At 72.7% G+C, this 18,440-nt stretch carries 17 protein-coding genes; 16 read left to right on the forward strand and 1 reads right to left on the reverse strand.

Annotation, left to right across the window (positions count from 1 at the left end; genetic code table 11):
- The first annotated feature begins 26 nt into the window (after positions 1-26).
- The 8 genes from fmt to ACESMR_RS10745 all read left to right on the forward strand — a co-directional run bounded on the left by fmt (position 27) and on the right by ACESMR_RS10745 (position 9,802).
- A complete protein-coding gene (gene fmt / locus ACESMR_RS10710; protein ID WP_373047049.1) occupies positions 27-998 on the forward strand; it encodes a methionyl-tRNA formyltransferase in 972 nt (323 codons plus the stop codon).
- Complete coding sequence (gene aroA, locus ACESMR_RS10715; RefSeq protein ID WP_373047050.1) at positions 998-2,284, forward strand: 3-phosphoshikimate 1-carboxyvinyltransferase; 1,287 nt, start codon at positions 998-1,000, stop codon at positions 2,282-2,284. Before fmt ends, aroA begins: the two co-directional genes overlap by 1 nt.
- A gap of 33 nt (positions 2,285-2,317) precedes the next feature.
- Entirely contained in the window at positions 2,318-3,292 is a 975-nt protein-coding gene (locus ACESMR_RS10720) for a shikimate dehydrogenase family protein (RefSeq protein ID WP_373047051.1), read from the forward strand.
- Entirely contained in the window at positions 3,289-5,061 is a 1,773-nt protein-coding gene (gene aroC / locus ACESMR_RS10725) for a chorismate synthase (RefSeq protein ID WP_373047052.1), read from the forward strand. The genes ACESMR_RS10720 and aroC overlap by 4 nt, the downstream gene beginning before the upstream one ends.
- Positions 5,058-6,098 (forward strand): 3-dehydroquinate synthase, encoded by a 1,041-nt coding sequence (gene aroB / locus ACESMR_RS10730; RefSeq protein WP_373047053.1) that lies wholly within the window; start codon positions 5,058-5,060, stop codon positions 6,096-6,098. The genes aroC and aroB overlap by 4 nt, the downstream gene beginning before the upstream one ends.
- The gene (gene aroQ, locus ACESMR_RS10735; protein WP_373047054.1) at positions 6,095-6,517 is read left to right on the forward strand and encodes a type II 3-dehydroquinate dehydratase; all 423 of its coding nucleotides are present in this window, start codon (positions 6,095-6,097) and stop codon (positions 6,515-6,517) included. The genes aroB and aroQ overlap by 4 nt, the downstream gene beginning before the upstream one ends.
- Positions 6,518-6,589: 72 nt before the next feature.
- Positions 6,590-7,552, forward strand: coding sequence for a TerC family protein (locus tag ACESMR_RS10740; protein WP_373047055.1), 963 nt, complete (start codon positions 6,590-6,592; stop codon positions 7,550-7,552).
- A 72-nt stretch (positions 7,553-7,624) separates the two neighbouring features.
- A complete protein-coding gene (locus ACESMR_RS10745; protein WP_373047056.1) occupies positions 7,625-9,802 on the forward strand; it encodes an ATP-binding protein in 2,178 nt (725 codons plus the stop codon).
- A gap of 3 nt (positions 9,803-9,805) precedes the next feature.
- On the opposite strand, the gene ACESMR_RS10750 is transcribed toward ACESMR_RS10745, so the two are convergent.
- Positions 9,806-10,312: a substrate binding domain-containing protein gene (locus ACESMR_RS10750; protein WP_373047057.1), complete on the reverse strand. Its 507-nt coding sequence runs from the start codon at positions 10,310-10,312 to the stop codon at positions 9,806-9,808.
- Between ACESMR_RS10750 and ACESMR_RS10755 the strand changes: the two genes are divergently transcribed.
- The 8 genes from ACESMR_RS10755 to ACESMR_RS10790 all read left to right on the forward strand — a co-directional run bounded on the left by ACESMR_RS10755 (position 10,304) and on the right by ACESMR_RS10790 (position 18,387).
- A complete protein-coding gene (locus ACESMR_RS10755) occupies positions 10,304-11,224 on the forward strand; it encodes an SDR family oxidoreductase (protein WP_373047058.1) in 921 nt (306 codons plus the stop codon). The genes ACESMR_RS10750 and ACESMR_RS10755 overlap by 9 nt on opposite strands.
- A gap of 37 nt (positions 11,225-11,261) precedes the next feature.
- On the forward strand, positions 11,262-12,596 hold the full coding sequence (rsmB, locus tag ACESMR_RS10760; RefSeq protein WP_373047059.1) for a 16S rRNA (cytosine(967)-C(5))-methyltransferase RsmB: 1,335 nt from the start codon (positions 11,262-11,264) through the stop codon (positions 12,594-12,596).
- 120 nt (positions 12,597-12,716) lie between these two features.
- Positions 12,717-13,094 carry a response regulator gene (locus ACESMR_RS10765; RefSeq protein WP_373047060.1) on the forward strand — a complete coding sequence of 126 codons (378 nt, stop codon included), beginning with the start codon at positions 12,717-12,719 and terminating at the stop codon, positions 13,092-13,094.
- A 74-nt stretch (positions 13,095-13,168) separates the two neighbouring features.
- Positions 13,169-13,840, forward strand: a complete 672-nt coding sequence (gene rpe / locus ACESMR_RS10770) for a ribulose-phosphate 3-epimerase (RefSeq protein WP_373047061.1) — start codon at positions 13,169-13,171, stop codon at positions 13,838-13,840.
- A 42-nt stretch (positions 13,841-13,882) separates the two neighbouring features.
- Positions 13,883-14,263 (forward strand): response regulator transcription factor, encoded by a 381-nt coding sequence (locus ACESMR_RS10775; protein ID WP_373047062.1) that lies wholly within the window; start codon positions 13,883-13,885, stop codon positions 14,261-14,263.
- Between the two features lie 59 nt (positions 14,264-14,322).
- A complete protein-coding gene (locus ACESMR_RS10780) occupies positions 14,323-16,881 on the forward strand; it encodes a DEAD/DEAH box helicase (RefSeq protein ID WP_373047063.1) in 2,559 nt (852 codons plus the stop codon).
- Positions 16,874-17,536, forward strand: a complete 663-nt coding sequence (locus tag ACESMR_RS10785; RefSeq protein WP_373047064.1) for a metallophosphoesterase — start codon at positions 16,874-16,876, stop codon at positions 17,534-17,536. Before ACESMR_RS10780 ends, ACESMR_RS10785 begins: the two co-directional genes overlap by 8 nt.
- A gap of 50 nt (positions 17,537-17,586) precedes the next feature.
- On the forward strand, positions 17,587-18,387 hold the full coding sequence (locus ACESMR_RS10790) for a hypothetical protein (RefSeq protein WP_373047065.1): 801 nt from the start codon (positions 17,587-17,589) through the stop codon (positions 18,385-18,387).
- The last annotated feature ends 53 nt before the right edge of the window (positions 18,388-18,440 follow it).

Consider the following 18,440-nt stretch of genomic DNA (forward strand, 5'->3'; position numbering starts at 1 on the left):
AGCCTCGACTGGTTTATCTCGCGCCCATGAGCAACCACCGGCCCAGGAGCGTCTTCTTCGGCACCCCGGATTTCGCGGTGCCCATCGTCGAGGCCACCGCCGCCGTCACCGACCTGGTGGCGGTGGTGACCCAGCCCGACAAGCCGAAGGGCCGCGGCCGCGAGCTCAGCCCGCCGCCGGTGAAGGTCTGGGCGGAGGCTCACGGCCTGCCGGTCTTCCAGCCCACGAAGCTCCGGGACGGCGTGCTGGCGGAAGCCTTGCGGGCCTTCGCGCCGGACGTGGCGGTGGTGGCAGCCTACGGCCGCATCCTCCCGAAGGATCTGCTCGACCTGCCGCGGCGCGGCTGCGTCAACGTGCACGGCTCGATCCTGCCGAAGTGGCGGGGCGCTGCGCCGATCCAGTGGGCGATCGCCGACGGCGACGCGGAGACCGGCGTCACCCTGATGCGCATGGACGAGGGGCTCGACACCGGCGACATGATCAGCGTGATGACGATCCCGATCGAGCCGGAGGACACCGCGGGCTCGATGCACGAGAAGCTGGCGCAGCTGGGTGGCGCGATCCTCCGGCGCGATCTCGTCCCCTACGTCGACGGCGCGCTCACGCCCGTGCCGCAGGACGAGAGCCGGGCCACCCACGCGCCGATCCTCGAGAAGGAGCACGGGCGGATCGACTTTCACCTCCCTGCCCACCGGATCGAGACCCGCATCCGCGGGTTCACCCCGTGGCCCGGCGCCTTCACCTTCCTTGGGCCCGAGGGCAAGGAGCTGCTCAAGGTGATTCGCGCCGCGCCGGCGGAGCGGCCTGCGAGCTCGAGCGCCGCAAAGCCGGGCGAGGTGATCGCCCTGCGGCCGCTCCTCGTCGCTGCCGGTGAGGGCACGGCGCTGGAGCTGCAGGAGATCCAGCCCGAGAACAAGCGGCGCATGGCGGCGCAGGACTACGTGGCGGGGCGGCGCCTCAGCCCCGGCCAGATCCTCGATCCCGACAGGCACGCTTGATGGATGCGATCGTCCGCGCCGCAGCAGGGATGGAGGGTGAGGCCACCGTCCCCGGAGACAAGTCGATCTCCCACCGGGCTTTGATCTTCGCGGCGCTCGCCCAAGGCCGCTGCAGGATCGAGGGGCTCTCCACCGGCGCCGACGTGCGCTCCACCGCGTCCTGCCTGCGCCAGCTCGGCGTGCGCATCGATGCGGACGGCACGGTGCACGGCGTCGGCCTCCACGGCCTGCGCGCACCGGAAGCGCCGCTCGACTGCGGCAACAGCGGCACCACGATGCGGCTCCTCGCCGGCGTGCTCGCCGGCAGCGGCGTCGGCGGCACGCTCGACGGCGACGAGAGCCTGCGCCGCCGCCCGATGGCCCGGGTGATCGATCCGCTCCGCGCCATGGGCGCGGCCTGCGAGACCACCGACGGCAGGGCGCCGCTCCACTTCGCGCCGGGCCGCCCGCTGCACGGCGTGGATCACGTGCTCCCCATCGCCAGCGCCCAGGTGAAGAGCGCGCTCCTCCTCGCGGGGCTCTGGGCGAAAGGCACCACCTCCGTTCGTGAACCCTCGCTCTCCCGCGATCACACCGAGCGCATGCTCGCGGCGTTCGGGGCGTCGATCACAAAGACCACCATCCACCGCACCGACAGCCTCCGCGCCCCCGCCACCCTGCACGTCCCCGGTGATCCCTCCTCCGCTGCCTTCCTCCTCGGCGCGGCGCTGCTCGTGCCCGGCGGCTCGGTCACCGTGCGCCACGTCGACGGCAACCCCACCCGCACCGGCCTCCTCGACGTGCTCGATCGCATGGGCGCGCGGATCACCCGCACGCCGAGAGGTGAAGCCGCAGGTGATCCGGTGATCGACTGCACCGCCCGCCATGGCGGCACCCTGCACGCCACCGTGGTCGAGCCCCACGAGATCCCCGCCCTCGTCGACGAGGTGCCGCTCCTCGCCGCCCTCGCCACCCAGGCCCACGGCACCACCGAGATCCGCGGCGCCGGCGAGCTCCGGGTGAAGGAGTCCGATCGCCTCGCCGCCATCGCCGCGGGCCTCACGGCTCTGGGCGCCGACATCGAGGAGCAGGAGGACGGCCTGCGCATCCACGGCCCCACCCCCCTGCGCGGCGCCACCGTCGACTCCCACGGCGATCACCGCATCGCCATGAGCCTCGCCGTGGCAGGCCTCATCGCCTCAGGCGAGACGACGATCCGCGGCGCCGAATGGGTCGACATCTCCTTCCCCGGCTTCTTTTCCCTCCTCGGCGGCCTTTGTCGCGGTGCGGTGCGACTTCGGGGGTGACGGCCCGCCCCGCGTGCTAACGTGCCGCCCCGCATGTCGGCAGGTCGAACCACGTACGCCGTGATCGGCGACCCGGTGGAGCACTCGCTCTCCCCCCGCATCTTCGCCCTGCTCTTCGCCGAGCTCGGCATCGACGCGCACTACACCGCCTTGCGCGTCACCCCGCAGGAGCTGCCCGAGGCAGTGGCGCGGGTCCGCCGCGGCGCCCTCGCCGGCGTCTCGGTGACCCTGCCGCACAAGGAGGCGATCCTGCCGCTGCTCGACGACGTCCACCCGCTCGCCGGCCGCATCGGCGCGGTCAACTGCGTGGTGCGCTCGGGCAACGGCACGGTGCAGGGCTACAACACCGATCTCACCGGCTTCCGCCAGGCCCTCGAGGAGGGCGGGGAGCGGCTCGCCGCTGCGCGGGTGGTGCTCCTCGGCGCCGGCGGCGCGGCCAGGGCCGCTGCCTTCGCCAGCGTCTCCGCCGGTGCGAAGAGCCTGGTGATCGCCAACCGCAGCGCCGAGCGCGCGATGCGCCTCGGCCTCGAGCTGGTGGAGACCGGCCTCGCCTGGCCGGAAGGGGAGCTGCGCCGCAGCTGGGAGGCGGGGGAGCGCCCGCCGGAGCGTCCCGGCGCCATCCGCCTCGGCGAGGTGCCGGGGCTCGCCGGCCCCTCGGGCAAATGCTTCGTGAGCGTGCTGCCGCTGGAGGCCAAGAGCCTCGCCAACGCCATCACCCACGCCGAGATCCTGGTGAACGCCACTTCGCTGGGGCTGCGGGATCGCGACGCCGATCCGCTGCCCGCCGGCTGCCCGCTCCACGCCGGCCTCACCGTCCTCGACATGGTCTACCGGCCCCTGCAGACCGCGCTCCTCCGCCGGGCCACCGTCGCCGGCGCCGCGAGCATCGACGGCCTCTGGATGCTGGTGCACCAGGCGATCGAGCAGCTCCGCCTCTGGACCGGCCAGGCCACGCCGCCGCTCCTCGCCACCCGCCTCCACCAGCAGCTCGTCCGGGAGATCACGTGAAGCGCCTACGCTTTCTCACTGCAGGTGAGAGCCACGGGCCGGCGCTCGTGGGCATCCTCGAAGGCATGCCCGCGGGCCTGCCGCTGGACTCGGAGGAGATCGATCGCGATCTCCGCCGCCGCCAGATGGGCTACGGCCGCGGCGGCAGGATGAAGATCGAGCAGGACGCGGCAAAGATCCTCGCCGGCGTCCGCTTCGGCACCACCTTGGGCTCGCCGGTGGCGCTGCAGATCGAGAACCGCGACTACGCCAACTGGACCGAGCGCATGTCGGCAGGGCCCGGCGGCCCCGATCCCGCCGCGGTGACCACGCCGCGGCCGGGCCACGCGGATCTCGCCGGCGCCCTGAAATACGGGCAGACCGGCGACCTGCGCGACGTGCTCGAGCGCGCCTCCGCCCGCGAGACGGCGATGCGCGTGGCCCTGGGCGCGGTGGCCCGGGCGATGCTGCGCAACCTCGGGATCTCGATCGGTTCCTACACCCGCAACATCGGCGGCATCGAGGCGGTGGGCGGCGCCGACGCGAGGCCCGAGCTCCACCGCCACGACGCCGAGGGGCTCGCCCTCTTCGCCGACTGCTCCGAGGTCCGCGCCCTCGACGAGAACTCGACGAAGCAGCTGATCGAGCGGATCGACGACGCCCGCCGCCGCCGCGACACCCTGGGCGGCGCCATCGAGGTGGTGGCCACCGGCGTGCCGCCGGGCCTCGGCTCCCACGTGCAGTGGGATCGCAAACTCGACGGGCGCCTCGCCCAGGCGCTCCTCTCCATCCCCGCGATCAAGGCGGTGGAGGTGGGCGACGGCTGGTCCGCCGGCGCGCTCCACGGCACCCAGGTCCACGATCCGATCCACCTCGTGGACGAGCGGCTGCGCCGGGGCTCGAACCATGCCGGCGGCACCGAGGGCGGGATCACCAACGGCGAGCCGCTGATCATCCGCGCGGTGATGAAGCCGATCGCCACCGTCTCCAACGCGCTCCCCTCGGTCGATCTGCGCACGCTCCACGAGCGCCGGGCCCACATCGAACGCAGCGACACCTGCGCCGTCCCCGCGGCGGGCATCGTAGCGGAGGCGATGGTGGCGCTGGCGCTGGCGGACGCGCTGCTCGAGACGCTGGGCGGCGACACGATGCACGGCCTGCGGGCCCCCTTCGCCCGCCTGCGCCTCTCCACCCGCGCCCGCCTCGGCCACGTCTTCCTCCTCGGGCCGATGGGCGCGGGCAAGACCTCCGCGGGCCTCATCCTCTCCCACCGCCTCGGCCGCCCCTTCGTCGACCTCGACGCGCGGATCGAGGCCCGGGCCGGCGCCTCGATTGCGGCGATCTTCCGCAGCGCCGGTGAGTCGGAGTTCCGCAGGCTGGAGCAGATCGCGCTGGAGGAGGCCTGTGAGCAGGGCCCCGCCGTCGTCGCCCTCGGCGGCGGCGCGGTCCTCGGCGAGTTCGCCTGGCGCAGGATGCGCGAGGCCGGCGTGACGGTGCGGCTCCACGCGCCGCCGTGGGAGCTGGCCCGGCGCCTCGCCGCCAACGAGCAGGCGGTGGAGGCACGGCCGCTCCTCGCAGGCGCAGGTGATACCGCAGGCAAGCTCGCGGAGATCCTCCGGGAGCGGGAGCATTGGTACGCCCGCGCGGACCTCCACCTCGAGACCACCGCCCTCACCGCGGAGGAGGTGGCTGGCGCCATCGTCGGCCTGCTCCGCACCATCGAAGGACCGCTGGCGCCGCTCGCCGGCGGCTCGGGCCGCGGCAGCCCCACGGCGCCAGACGAGCCATGATCACCGTTCCGGTGGAGACGCCCTCCGGCGCCTACGAGGTCCTCGTCGGCGCGGGGCTCCTCGACACGCTCGCCGCGCGGCTGCACGGAAGGATCGCGGTGATCACCGACGAGACGGTGCTCGCGCTCCACGGCGCGGCCCTCCCGGCGGACGCGCTGGTGCTCTCCGTGCCGCCCGGCGAAGCGAGCAAATCACTCGCCCAGGCGGAGCGCCTCTGGACCGCGCTCCTCGCGGCCGGGATCGGCAGGAGCGACACGATCGTCGCCTTCGGCGGCGGCGTGGTCGGCGACCTCGCCGGTTTCGTGGCGGCGACGCTCCACCGGGGCACGCCCTTCGTGCAGGTGCCCACCACGCTCCTCGCCCAGGTCGATTCCTCGGTGGGCGGCAAGGTCGCGATCGATCACCCGCTGGGCAAGAACCTCATCGGCGCCTTCCACCAGCCGCGCCTCGTCCTCGCCGATCTGCGCACGCTGGAAACCCTGCCGATCCGCGAGCGCTGGAGCGGCCTCGCCGAGATCGTGAAGGCGGCGCTGCTCGGCGACCTCGAGCTCCTCGCCCTCCTCGAGCGCGATCTCGAGGCGATCGCCGAGAGGCCCGGCGCCGAGGCGGTGGCCCGCTCGATCGCGATCAAGGCGCGGATCGTCGCCGCCGACGAAAAGGAGAGCGGCCTGCGCCGGGTCCTCAACCTCGGCCACACCGTGGGCCACGCCCTCGAGGTGGCGGCGGGCTACGGCGCCCTCACCCACGGCGAGGCGGTGGTCTACGGGATGCGGGCGGCTCTGCGCATATCGGAGCGCTACGCCGGGCTCAGCCGCGCGGACGCGGAGCGGGCCCTGGCGCTCCTGCGCCGCTTTCCCTCAGGCCCGCTTCCCGTGCGCGACACCGACGCGCTCCTCGCCGCAGCAGGCCGGGACAAGAAGCGCGAGGGCGCCCACGTACACTACGTGGTGCTGCCCGCCCTCGGGCAGGCGGCGACGCTGCGCGCCGACGAGGGCATGCTGCGCGAGGCGATCGACGCGGCGCTGGAGGAAGCGTGAAGGTCCTCGTGCTCCACGGCCCCAACCTGAACCTGCTCGGCGAGCGGCAGCCGGAGATCTACGGGACGATGACCCTGGCCGATCTCGACGGGCTGGTCCTTGAGAAGGCCGCGTCGCTCGGCTTCGAGGTCCGCACCTTCCAGTCGAACCACGAGGGCGCGCTCATCGACCGCATCCACGAGGAGCGCCGCTGGATGGACGCGCTGGTGATCAACGCCGGCGCCTACACCCACACCTCCTACGCAATCCGGGACGCCATCGCCGCGGTGGCGGTGCGGGCGATCGAGGTCCACCTGAGCGACATCCACGCCAGGGAGCCGTGGCGGCGGGAGAGCCGGATCGCCGAGGTCTGCGAGGCGCAGATCGTGGGCAAGGGCGCCGGCTCCTATCTCGAAGCCCTCGATCTGCTGGCCGGTTGAAAAGCGTGGGTGGGGGGTGCCCCAGCCAACTCCCTGTGGCGATTCTTCCCCCGTTCGCGTAGGCAGGTGCCCATGGAGCTCGGTTCCGGTACCCCCCTTCTGTGGGGTGTTTTCCTCGCCATCGTCGTCCTCCTCCTCGCCCTCGATCTCGGGGTCTTCCACCGGAAGGCCCACGAGGTCTCGAGCCGGGAAGCGGGGACGTGGACGGTGGTGTGGGTCGCCCTCGCGCTGCTCTTCAACGCCTACATCTGGTGGGCGATGGGCGCGCAGAAGGGCTTGGAGTTCCTCACCGGCTACCTGATCGAGAAGAGCCTGTCGGTCGACAACCTCTTCGTGATGGTGCTCGTCTTCACCAGCTTCGGGATCCCGAAGATCTACCAGCACCGCGTGCTCTTCTGGGGCATCTTCGGCGCGCTGGTGATGCGCGGCGTGCTCATCCTGATCGGCTCGCAGCTGATCGACCGCTTCCACTTCATCATCTACGTTTTCGGCGCGTTCCTGGTCTACACCGGCGGCAGGATGCTCTTCGCCGGCGAGGAGGATCCGGATCCGCAGAAGAACACGGCGCTGCGCCTCTTCCGCCGCTTCGTCCCCACCACCGACCGCTACCACGGGCAGAAGTTCTTCATCGTGGAGAACGGCAAGCGGCTGGCCACGCCCCTGCTCGCCGCCCTGGTGGTGATCGAGGCGATGGACCTCGTCTTCGCGGTGGACTCGATCCCGGCGATCTTCGCGGTGACCCTCGATCCCTTCATCGTCTTCACCTCGAACATCTTCGCGATCCTCGGCCTGCGCGCCCTCTACTTCCTCCTCGCCAACGTGGTGGAGAAGTTCGTCCACCTCAAGGTCGGCCTGGCGGTGATCCTCGCCTACGTCGGCGTGAAGATGCTCCTCAGCGGCTGGTACAAGATCCCGGTCTACGTCTCCCTCGGGATCATCCTCGGGGTGCTGCTCACCTCGATCCTCACCAGCATCTTCGCCAGCAGGCGGGAGGCCCTCCTCGAGAAGGCCTCGGAGCGGGAACACCAGCAGTAGCAGCCCTTTTGCTCCCACCCCGTCGGCTATGTCATCCTCCCGACATTCCAGCGAAGCGGGAGCGGGGCACCGGTGGATCGTCTCTTCGGCATCGAGATCCGGGCGCGGAGCGGTCGCAAGACCGCCCTGGCTGCGCTTGGCGCCGGTGCGCTCCTCACCCTGGGGCTCTTCGGCCTCTGGGACGCCCTGGAGCTGTGGCTCACGCCCACGGCGCAGGATCCGCACCGCGGCTTCCATCTCCTCCGCGGCATCGTCTTCACCCTCCTCGTCTCGGGCTGGGCCACCTGGATCGTGGTCCGGAACCACGCAGCAGCCGAGCGCCTCCTCGAGGATCGGGTCCGGATCCGCACCGAGGAATTGGCGCTGCTCGAGCGCCGCACCAGGGCCCTGGTCGACCACCTCCCCGGGATCATCTGGGAGCTCGACCGCACCGCCAATTGCTACCGGACCCACGGCAAGCCGGCGGAGCAGCTCCTCCGCTGGCCGGTGGCGAACCTCGTCGACGCCGATTTCTTCGCGGCCTGCGTGGTCACCGAGGACAGGCAGCGGGTCGCCGACTTCATGACCCGCCTCTCGACGGAAGGCGGGTTCGGCGCGATCGAGTTCCGCTTCCGCACCGAGGAGGGCCCGATCATCTGGCTCCACGGCGTGGTGAGCAGCAGGCTCGAGGACGGCGAATACGTCGTGCGCGGGATCACCACCAACGTCACCGAGCGCAAGCAGACCGAGCTCGCGCTGCAGCGCTCCGAGGCGAGCTTCCGGGCGCTGATCGAGCAGGCCCCCGAGGCGATGGTGATCTACGTCGGCGGCAGGGTGCTCTACGCCAACCCCGCCGCCGCCGCGTTCCTGGGCTACGACACCACCGCCGAGCTGCAGGCCCGGGAGCCCGGCGACTTCCTCCCGCCGGACGAGCTGGCGCTCGCCTACGAGCGGCTCGCCGCGAAGAAGATGGGCGAGAAGCTCGCGCCGCGGGATTTCGCCTGGAAGCGCAAGGACGGGTCGATCCGCTACGGCGAGCCGACGGTGATCGACATCCTCTTCGACGGCACGCCGGCGCTGCTCCTGATGGTCCGCGACTCGACCGAGCGCCGCAGGTTGCAGAGCCAGCTGGTGCAGGCGGACCGCATGGTCTCGGTGGGGACGCTCGCTGCCGGCGTGGCCCACGAGATCAACAACCCGCTCGCCTACGTGATCTCCAACCTCCAATACGCGGTGCACGAGCTCGGCGCCTGGGACGACGACAAGCACGCCGAAATCCGGGTGGCGCTCCAGGAGGCGGTGAGCGGCAGCGATCGGGTGCGGCAGATCGTCCAGGACCTCAAGACCTTCTCGCGCAGCGACGAAGGCGAGTGCCAGGGCCCCCTCGACGTGCGCGAGGTCCTCGCCGCCTCGCTCTCCATCGCCCGCCAAGAGCTCAAGCACCGCGCGCTCCTCGAGCAGGAGCTCGGGCCGACGCCGCCGGTCGTCGCCAACGACGGCCGCCTCGGCCAGGTCTTCTTGAACCTCCTCGTCAACGCGGCGCAGGCGATCCCCGAGGGCAATGCCGGTGAGCAGCGGATCCGGGTGGTGACCCGCACCGCGCCGTCGGGTCGCGCGGTGATCGAGGTGCACGACACCGGCGCCGGGATCCCCGAGGCGATCCGCGAGCGGATCTTCGATCCCTTCTTCACCACCAAGCCCGCTGGGCTGGGAACGGGCCTGGGCCTCTCCATCTGCCGCAACCTCGTGGCGCAGATGGGCGGGAGGCTCTCCTTCACCAGCGAGGTCGGGCGCGGCACCACCTTCGTGGTCGAGCTGCCGCCGGCAGCTGCGGAGGCGCCCGAGGCTGGCCCGCCAGCGCCCGCCCCTGCTGCGGCACGGGCACCGGGCGGCGGCAGCCGGATCCTCGTGATCGACGACGAGCCGCTGATCTGCAACGCCGTGCAGCGCAGCCTGGGATCCCGCCACGAGGTCCACGTGGCCCGCGACGGCCGCGAGGCTCTCGAGCGCCTCCGGGCCGGCGAGCCCTTCGATCTGCTCCTCTGCGACCTGATGATGCCGGAGGTCACCGGGATGGAGATCCACGAGGAGCTCGCCCGCTCCCATCCGGCGCTCCTCGCCCGCACCGCCTTCCTCACCGGCGGCGCCTTCACCGAGCGGGCCCGGGCCTTCCTCGACGAGACCACCGTGCCGGTGCTCCACAAGCCCTTCAGCGCCAGCGCACTGCGGGAGTTCGTGGAGGAGCGCCTCACGGCAAACCGCGCGGCGTAGGGGCTACGCGGTGCGCAGGCCGACGGCGAGGTGGTCGACGAGGCAGCGCAACCGCTGCGGCAGATCGCGGCCGCCGGGAAAGACCGCGTAGAGATCGGCAGGCTCCACGAACGAGGCGAGCGCCGGCTCCAGCCTGCCGGCGGCGAGGTCCGCCGCTACGTCCCACCAGGATTTGCGCACCACGCCCAGGCCCGCGAGCGCCCACGTCCGCACCAGCTCGCCGTCGTTGGAGCTGCGCCTGCCGCTCACCCGGACCGCCTCCGTGCCGAAGGTCCAGGTGGCCTCGTTGCGTCCGTCGGTATTCCAGAGCAGGCATTCGTGCGCCGCGAGATCGGCGGGCGTGAGCGGCTTCGGATGCCGCGCCCAGTAGGCCGGCGCCGCGCAGATCACCCGGTGGCCCCGCGCCAGCTTCCGAGCCACGAGCCGGCTCTCTGGCAGCCTGCCCACGCGGATGGCCAGGTCGAAACCGCCGCCGACCGCGGCGGCGAGCCCAGCGGCAGCGTGCGCCATCTTTCGGTGGATCTGCTCGATCGCGAAGGCAGCAGGGAGAAGCTCGCGGGCCTCACCCAGGTGACCCACGTCTTCTACGCGGCCTTCCAGGATCGCCCGACCTGGGCGGAGCTGGTCGCGCCCAACCTCGCCATGCTGGTCAACGTGCTCGACGCCATCGAGCCCGTCGCCAGCGGCCTGCGCCACGTGAGCCTGATGCAGGGCTACAAGGTCTACGGCGCCCACCTCGGCCCCTTCAAGACGCCGGCGCGGGAGGACGATCCGCCCCACATGCCGCCGGAGTTCAACGTCGATCAGCAGGACTTCCTCGAGCGGCGGCAGCAGGGCAGGCGCTGGAGTTGGTCGGCGATCCGGCCCTCGGTGGTCTGCGGCTTCGCCCTCGGCAACCCGATGAACCTCACCCTGGTGCTCGCGATCTACGCGGCGATCTCGAAGGAGCTCGGCCTGCCGCTGCGCTTCCCCGGCAAGCCGGGCGCGTACGACAAACTCCTCGAGATGACCGACGCGGGCCTGCTCGCGCAGGCGACGGTCTGGGCCGCCACCGATCCGCGCTGCGCCAACCAGGCCTTCAACATCACCAATGGCGACCTCTTCCGGTGGAACGAGATGTGGCCGAAGATCGCCCGCTTCTTCGAGCTGGAGACGGCGCCCCCGCTGCAGATGTCGCTGGAGAGCGTGATGGCCGACAAGGAGCCGCTCTGGCGTTCGATGGTCGAGCGCCACGGGCTGCGTCCCCTCGACTGGAGCGAGGTCTCGTCGTGGCGCTTCGGCGACGCGGTCTTCTCCTGGGACTACGACCTGATCGCCGACGGCTCGAAGGCGCGGCGGTTCGGCTTCCACGAGTACGTGGAGACGGAAGGGATGTTCCTGCGGCTCTTCGCCGATCTGCGGGCGCGGAAGATCATTCCCTGACTTGCGGCGCGGCCCGCTCCCTGCTACCCGCCTGCCGATGTCCGACGCCCGCGCCATCGCCTATGCCGTCCTCCGCCGTGTGGAGGAGCAGGACGCCTTCGCCAACCTCGCCCTCGACGCCGAGCTCTCCTCCGCCGGTGTGCTCGATCCGCGCGACGCGGCGCTGGCCACCGAGCTCGCCTACGGCGTGCTGCGCAGGCGCGTGGCCCTCGACCGGGCCCTCTCGCCGCTGGTGAAGGGCGGCCTCGCCGGCCTCGAGGATCGGGTGCGGGATCTGCTCCGGCTCGGCGCCTACCAGCTCCTCTACACGCGGATCCCGCCCCACGCTGCCGTGGGCGAGACGGTGAACACCGCCCGCCGCGTCGGGCTCGCCAGGGCGGCGGGGCTGATCAACGCGGTGCTCCGCCGCCTCGGGCGCGAGGGCGCGCCGGCCCTCCCCGATCCGGCGAGTGATCCCCTCGGCGCCCTCGAGGTGCAGGGCTCGCTGCCGCGCTGGCTGGCGGAGCGGCTCCTCTCCCGCCTCGGGATCGAGGAGGCCCTGGCCTTCGCCGCGGCGATCGACCAGCCGGCGCCGCCGACGCTGCGGGTGAACCGCAAGCGCACCACCCGCGAAACCCTCGAGGCCCGCCTCGCCACCGAGGCCGCCGGCGCGCGGATCAGCCGGACGCCGCTGGCGGAGGACGGCCTGCTGGTCGAGGGCGGCGGCTCGCTGGCCCGGCTTCCCGCCTTTGCCGAGGGGCTCTTCTCCCAGCAGGACGAGGCGGCGCAGCTGGTCGGCGAGCTCTGCGGCCCTGCCGCAGGGGCCCGGGTCCTCGACGCCTGCGCGGCGCCCGGTGGCAAGAGCTGCCACCTGGCCGAGCGCGGCGCCGGCGAGGTGATCTCGGTCGACGTGCACGAGCGCAAGGCCCGGCGGATCGGCGACGAGGCGCGGCGGCTGGGCCTGGACGGGATCGTGCGGCCTCTCGGCGCCGACGCGAGCAAGCCGCTCCCTGCTGCGGCGAAAGGCCCCTTCGATCTGGTCCTCGTGGACGCGCCCTGCAGCGCGCTGGGCACCCTGCGCCGCCACCCCGAGCTCCGCTACCGGCGCACGCCGGAGGACGTGGCCCGGATGGTGGAGACGCAAGCGCTCATCCTCGACAACGTGGCGACCGAGGTGCGGCCCGGCGGGATCCTCGTCTACGCGGTCTGCTCCATCCTGCCGGAGGAGGGCCCCGACCAGGTGCGCGCCTTCCTCGAGCGGCAGGGCGGGGCCTTCGTGAAGGCGCCCCTCGAGCCTGCGCCGGGCTGGTCCGAAGGCGGCTGGATCCTCGACGCCTGGCCGCAGCGGCAGGGGATCGACGGCTTCTACGCCGCGCGCCTCCGGCGGACGTAAAGCCCTCCCGGTCAAGCTGAAAACCCCGCCAGGGGTGAATTTTCCCTACACGGCTCGGCCTTCCGGGAGGCCGTCCCGATCGGATAGAGTCCGTCCGCCTCCAACCAGATGGGAGAATGGATGTCGGTCGTACTCGCAGGCCTGCGTGTACTCGTCGTCGAGGACGACGTGGAGCTCCGCAACCTCACCCAGATGATCCTGGAGGAGGAGGGCGTGGTGATCCGCGCCGCTGCGGAGGGCGCCGAGGCGCTGGCCCTGCTGGAGGGCTTCGACCCGCAGGTGGCGCTGCTCGACGCCCGGCTTCCCGACACCACCGGCCCCGAGCTCGGGCTCGAGCTGGCGCGGCGCGCGCCCCGCTGCAGGCAGGTGCTGGTCAGCGGCGACTCCGAGGGCGTGAGCGATTGGCAGCGGGGCGGCGGCCTCGCCCTGCCCAAGCCCTACGAGATCGACGAGTTGATCGAGCTGGTGCGCCGCGCCGCCGCTGCCCGGGCCGCCTGAACTCGCACCGTCCCGAGGGCTGCGCTATACCGCTCCGCGCTTCGTCCGCTAGGACACTTCCCGTGGAGACGCCCGTGGCCCGCACCCCCCTGATTGCTCCCTCGATCCTCTCCGCCGACTTCGGCCGCCTGGCCGAAGAGGTGCGCGCCATCGAAGCGGGTGGCTGCGACCTCGTCCACGTCGACGTCATGGACGGCCGCTTCGTCCCCAACATCACCATCGGCCCCCTGGTGGTGCAGGCGGTGAAGAAGACGGCGACCAGGCCCCTGGACGTCCACCTGATGATCGTGGAGCCGGAGAAGTACGTGGAGGCCTTCGTCGACGCAGGCGCGGACATCGTCACCGTACACGTCGAGGCGAGCCCCCACCTCCACCGCACCCTCCAGCAGATCCGCAAGGCGGGCGCGAAGGCGGCGGTCTCCTTGAACCCCTCCACCCCGGTCTCGTCGATCGAGTACGTGCTCGAGGACCTCGACATGGTCCTGGTGATGAGCGTCAACCCGGGCTTCGGCGGGCAGAGCTTCATCCCCTCGGCCCTCCGCAAGATCCGCGCCCTGCGCGAGATGGCGGAGGCGCGCGGCCTCCACGACCTCTGGATCGAGGTCGACGGCGGCATCGGCCCCCAGAACATCGCCGAGGTGGCGGCCGCCGGGGCGAACGTCTTCGTGGCAGGCAGCGCGGTCTTCGGAAAACCCGATTACGGCGCCGTGATCCGGCAGTTGCGCGAAAACGCGAGCCGCACCTGACGGGTCGTGCTTACCCTCCCGCGGAGAGGTCGGAGGAAGGGCATGCATCGACACCGGGTCCTGCTCATCGAAGACGAAGCCGAGCTCGCCGAATTGCTGGGCGAGCTCCTCCGCGACTTCGATTACGACGTGCGGGTCGCCGGCTCGATCGGGCAGGCGGAGGAGCACCTGGCCACCTGGCATCCCTGCGCGGTGGTCACCGACGTCACCCTGCCGGACGTGAGCCGGGACGATCTGGTGCCGCGGCTCCGCGGCGAGGTGGGGAACGCGCCGATCGTGCTGATGAGCGCGATCGCGCCGGGTGATCTGCGCAAGATGGCCGAGGAGCAGGGGGCGCAGGGCGTGATCTCCAAGCCCTTCGAGCTCGACGAGTTCGAGCGGGCCGTCCGCTTCGAGTGCGCCGAGATCGGCGCGCATCCGTAAGGCCGATTTCTCGTCGCAGGCGGGATCGTCCCGCGCCCCTCGCGCGTTCCCTCTGCCGCTTGGCGACTTCCCCCACCAGAGCGCCCTGGACGCGCCTCGAGGGACTCGATCCCACCCTGCGCCGCTGGCTCGGCGGCCGCTTCGGCAGCGGCATGACCGACGCCCAGGCCCGGGCCCTGCCCGCGGCGCTGGCTGGCGACAGCGTGCTGGTCCTCGCCCCCACGGGAAGCGGCAAGACGCTCTGCGGCTTCCTCGCCGGGATCTCGCGCCTCCTCACCGCTGCGCAGGAAGGCAGGCGCCCCCTCGGCGCCAGCGTGCTCTACCTCTCGCCCCTGCGGGCGCTCACCCAGGACGTGGCCCGCAACCTCGAGCCCCTGCTCGAGGCGGCGCCGCGGGATCTGCCGGAAGGCCCGCTGCGCGCCGCCACCTGGACCTCGGACACCACCGCCACCCGCCGCAAGAAGCTGCAGGTGGCGCCGCCCGACGTGCTCCTCACCACCCCCGAGTCGCTGGCGCTGCTCTGCGCCCATCCCGCGGCGGATCGGCTGCTGGGGGCGATCGATCTGGTGGTGGTCGACGAGCTCCACGCCCTGGCGGAGAGCAAGCGCGGCGCGCAGCTCAGCCTCGCGCTGGAGCGCCTCGACCTGCTCCGCAGGGACGGCGGGGCCACGGCGCCGGCACAGCGGATCGGCCTCTCCGCCACCGCGCACCCGCCGGAGCGGATGGCGCGCTTCCTCGTGGGCGAGGGGCGCCCCTGCACCATCGCCCAGGTGGATCTGCGCCGGACCCACCGCCTGCGCATCGTCGGGCCGCCGAAGGGGCGCAAGCTGCCCCCCGCCGGACACGGCCCCGCCCGCGCCGCCCACGCGGTGGCGCAGGAGGTGGAGAAGGCCAACTGCGCGCTGGTCTTCACCGGCACCCGCTCCGCCGCCGAGCGCCTCGGCCTCGCCCTCTCGGTGCTCCTGCCGGAAGAGGGCGACCGCATCGGCGTGCACCACTCCTCGCTGGGCAAGGAGGAGCGCGCGCTGGTGGAGGATCGCCTCGCGGCCGGGGAGATGAAGGCGGTGGTGGCCTCCTCGTCGCTCGAGCTGGGCCTCGATCTCGACGCGGTGGACCAGGTGCTGCTGGTCGGCGCGCCCAAGGGCGTCTCCCGCACGCTGCAGCGGATCGGCCGCGCGGGCCACCGGCCCGGCGGCGTGGCCGAGGGGGCGCTGGTGCCGGTCTCGCTCCCCGATGCGCTCGAATGCGCGGCGATCCGCCGGGGCGCGAGCGAGGGGCGGCTCGAGGCGGTGCACCCGCCACGGGCGCCGCTGGACGTGCTCGCCCAGGAGCTGGTGGGCTTCGCGCTGCGGCACACGCCGGTGGAGGAGGCCTGGGCAGCGGTGCGCCGGGCGGCGCCGTGGGCCGCGCTCGATCGCGGGGATTTCGACGCCACCGTGCGCTACCTCTGCGGCGGGCTGCCGCTCTCGGTGGGCGAGGAGGCGCCGGGCGCCGCGCGGATCCGCGTGCGCGACGGCGTGCTCGAGCCGGTCTCACCGAAGACCTTCCGCCTCTGGGCCCAGGCGATCGGGACCATCTTCGAAGAGGCCCGCATTCAAGTCTTTACGGGGCGCCGCTGGCTCGGCGAGGTGGAGGAGAGCTTCCTCGCCGACATGAAGCCCGGCGATCGCTTCGTCCTCGGTGGCAAGGTGCTCCAGCTCGTCTCGATGAGCGGCGGCGAGGCGCTGGCCACCCCCGCGGGCGGCGGCACCGTGAAGCTGCCCCGCTGGCACGGCAGCCGGTTCCCCCTCACCCCCGGCCTCGCCGCGGTGCTCTCGGATCTGGTGGAGGCGGTGGACCGGGGCCTGGACACGGCGGGCCGTGAGGGCGCCATCGCCGCCCTGCGGGAGGCGGGCATGCCCCCGGGCCTCGCGGCGTCGGTGGCGCGCTTCTGCGAGCTGCAGCGCCACGCCTCCGCCCTGCCCTCCCGCGATCGTCCCCACGTCGAGCGGCTCGTCGCCCGCCGCTCCGCGCAGCTCGTCTTCCACCTCCACGAAGGCCGGGCGATCAACGCGGTGCTGGCGCAGGTGATCGCCCGCCGCCTCGCGGGCGACGGCAGCGCGCTCGGCAACGTGGACGATCTCGGCATCCTCCTCCAGGTCGATCGCCGTGTCGCCGAGGACGACGAGGCGCTCCACCGCGCCCTCGATCCGGAAGGGCTCGTGGAGGAGATGGAGCGGGCGCTGGAGGACGGTGAGTCGCTGGCCCGGCGCTTCCGTGCGGTGGCGGAGGTGGGCCAGCTCCTGCCGCGGTTGCGGCGCCGCCCCGGGCGCTCGCAGCTCTGGAGCGGCAGGGCCCTCTACCGCGCGCTGCGCGCGCACGATCCGGCGCACCCGCTGCTCCGCGAGGTGCACCGCGCCTACCTCGAGGACGAGCTCGATCTGCCCGGCGCCGTCGAGGCGGCGGCGCGGCTCCACGCAGGCGCCCTTCCCGTCCACGACCTGCCCAGGCCCTCGCCCTTCGCGCTGCCGATCGTCTATTCGATCAGCCGCGAGGTGCTCCGCGCGCAGGATCCCTCCCGCGCCCTGGCGGAGCTCTCGGAGGCGGCGCTCGCCGGTTGGGAGATCGAAGGTGCGTGAGATCCGCGAAGGGCTCTTCCTCCTCCCCGGCGGCATCGCGCTCTCGGCGCCGAGCCGCACCCTGCTCGTCGCCGACGCGCACCTCGGCTTCGCCCACACGCTGCGCCGCCGTGGAGCGCTGGTCCCCGCCTTCGATCTCGGCCTGCCCGATCGCCTGGTCGAGGCGGTGCGGCGCAGCGAGGCGGAGCGGGTGATCTTCCTCGGCGACGTGGTGGAGGCGCCCCGCCCCTCGGCGGAGGAGCGCGCCCACGTGCACGAGGTCTTCGACGCCCTCGGCGTCCCCGTCACCGTGGTGCTGGGCAACCACGACCGCGGCTTCCTCGTCGACTTCCCCGAGGTGGAGGCGATCGCGGACGGCGCGGTGGACGGGCTCCTCCTCCACCACGGCGACAGGGCGCCGCCCCCGGGGGAGGGCCCCTTCGTCATCGGCCACTTCCACCCGGCGGTGCAGGTGATCGACGGCGCGGGGGTCTGCCACCGCGTCCCCGCTGCGGTGGCGGGGCCACGGGGCGTCTGCCTGCCTGCAGCCTCGCCCTTCAGCAGGGGCCTCGCCGTGACCCCGCGCCGGGCGCCGCCTGCGCTGCTCGCCTGGACGGGCCCCCTGCGGCGGGCCGTGCCGGTACCGGCAGATCCCTCCCGGCCGGGCCGGAACTAAGTTGCCGGGTAGACGCCGCCCGTGTCCTCGCGGGCTGCCCGGAGGTTTCCATGCGTGCCTTGCTCTCGACGCGCCTCTTCGCCGCGGAGCCCCTCGACCATGCGCCGCTGCGCATGGCCCGGGATTACGGCTTCACCGCCCTCGAGCTCCATGCAGAGCCCCGCCACTTCGACGTCTTCCATCCCGGCGAGGCCCGGCGGATCGCCAGCTGCCTCCAGATCGCCGGGGTGACCGCCTCCTGGCTCCACATCGGGCCGGCGGTGCTCAACCAGCTCACCGACGAGCGCAAGCTCGCCGCCTTCGCCGACGTGGTGCGGGGCCTGCGCCTCGAGGTGGTCACCGCCAGCACCCACTCCTGGGGCGTGCGCGAGGACGGCACCTTCCTCGATCTCGACGCGCTCAAGCTGCGGGTGCAGGCGAACGGGGCCCGGCTCGTGCTCGATCTCGCCCGGGTGGACGAGCGGGTGGTCCGCCGCCTCCCCAGCGACCTGGGCCTCTGCTGGGACATGGCGGGCGCCACGAGCCACGACGGCGACGAGCAGATCCGCGAGGTGGACGAGATGCTCGAGGGGGTCGCCCGCGGCAGGCTCCTCGGCGTGCGCGTCGCCCACCTCGGCGAGGACGGCAAGCGCAGCGCGCCGGATCGCCACGAGGCGACGCTGCTCGAGGAGGTCTGGCGGCTCCAGGCGCCGGGCACGCTGATCTACGACGTGGACGATCCGAGCGGCTTCGGCGCGGCGATCGAGGTGCGCGACACGCTGGAGGAGCTGCGCTCCTTCCACGCCGGCGAGAAGCGGGCCCACCCCGAAGGCGCCGGTGGCGTCTTCTGGGCGGGCCTCGCGCCGGGCTGATCCGCAGCTTTCCCACAGACTTTGCGAAAGCTGTGGAGAAGGGGCGGTCGGTG

It is taken from the genome of Vulgatibacter sp., from assembly GCF_041687135.1.
GTDB lineage: Bacteria > Myxococcota > Myxococcia > Myxococcales > Vulgatibacteraceae > JAWLCN01.

Coding starts and splice junctions, on each gene's coding strand:
- fmt (WP_373047049.1), top strand. CDS start 27: ATGAGCAACCACCGGCCCAGGAGCGTCTTCTTCGGCACCCCGGATTTC.
- aroA (WP_373047050.1), top strand. CDS start 998: ATGGATGCGATCGTCCGCGCCGCAGCAGGGATGGAGGGTGAGGCCACC.
- ACESMR_RS10720 (WP_373047051.1), top strand. CDS start 2,318: ATGTCGGCAGGTCGAACCACGTACGCCGTGATCGGCGACCCGGTGGAG.
- aroB (WP_373047053.1), top strand. CDS start 5,058: ATGATCACCGTTCCGGTGGAGACGCCCTCCGGCGCCTACGAGGTCCTC.
- ACESMR_RS10740 (WP_373047055.1), top strand. CDS start 6,590: ATGGAGCTCGGTTCCGGTACCCCCCTTCTGTGGGGTGTTTTCCTCGCC.
- ACESMR_RS10750 (WP_373047057.1), bottom strand. CDS start 10,312: ATGGCGCACGCTGCCGCTGGGCTCGCCGCCGCGGTCGGCGGCGGTTTC.
- rsmB (WP_373047059.1), top strand. CDS start 11,262: ATGTCCGACGCCCGCGCCATCGCCTATGCCGTCCTCCGCCGTGTGGAG.
- ACESMR_RS10765 (WP_373047060.1), top strand. CDS start 12,717: ATGTCGGTCGTACTCGCAGGCCTGCGTGTACTCGTCGTCGAGGACGAC.
- ACESMR_RS10775 (WP_373047062.1), top strand. CDS start 13,883: ATGCATCGACACCGGGTCCTGCTCATCGAAGACGAAGCCGAGCTCGCC.
- ACESMR_RS10790 (WP_373047065.1), top strand. CDS start 17,587: ATGCGTGCCTTGCTCTCGACGCGCCTCTTCGCCGCGGAGCCCCTCGAC.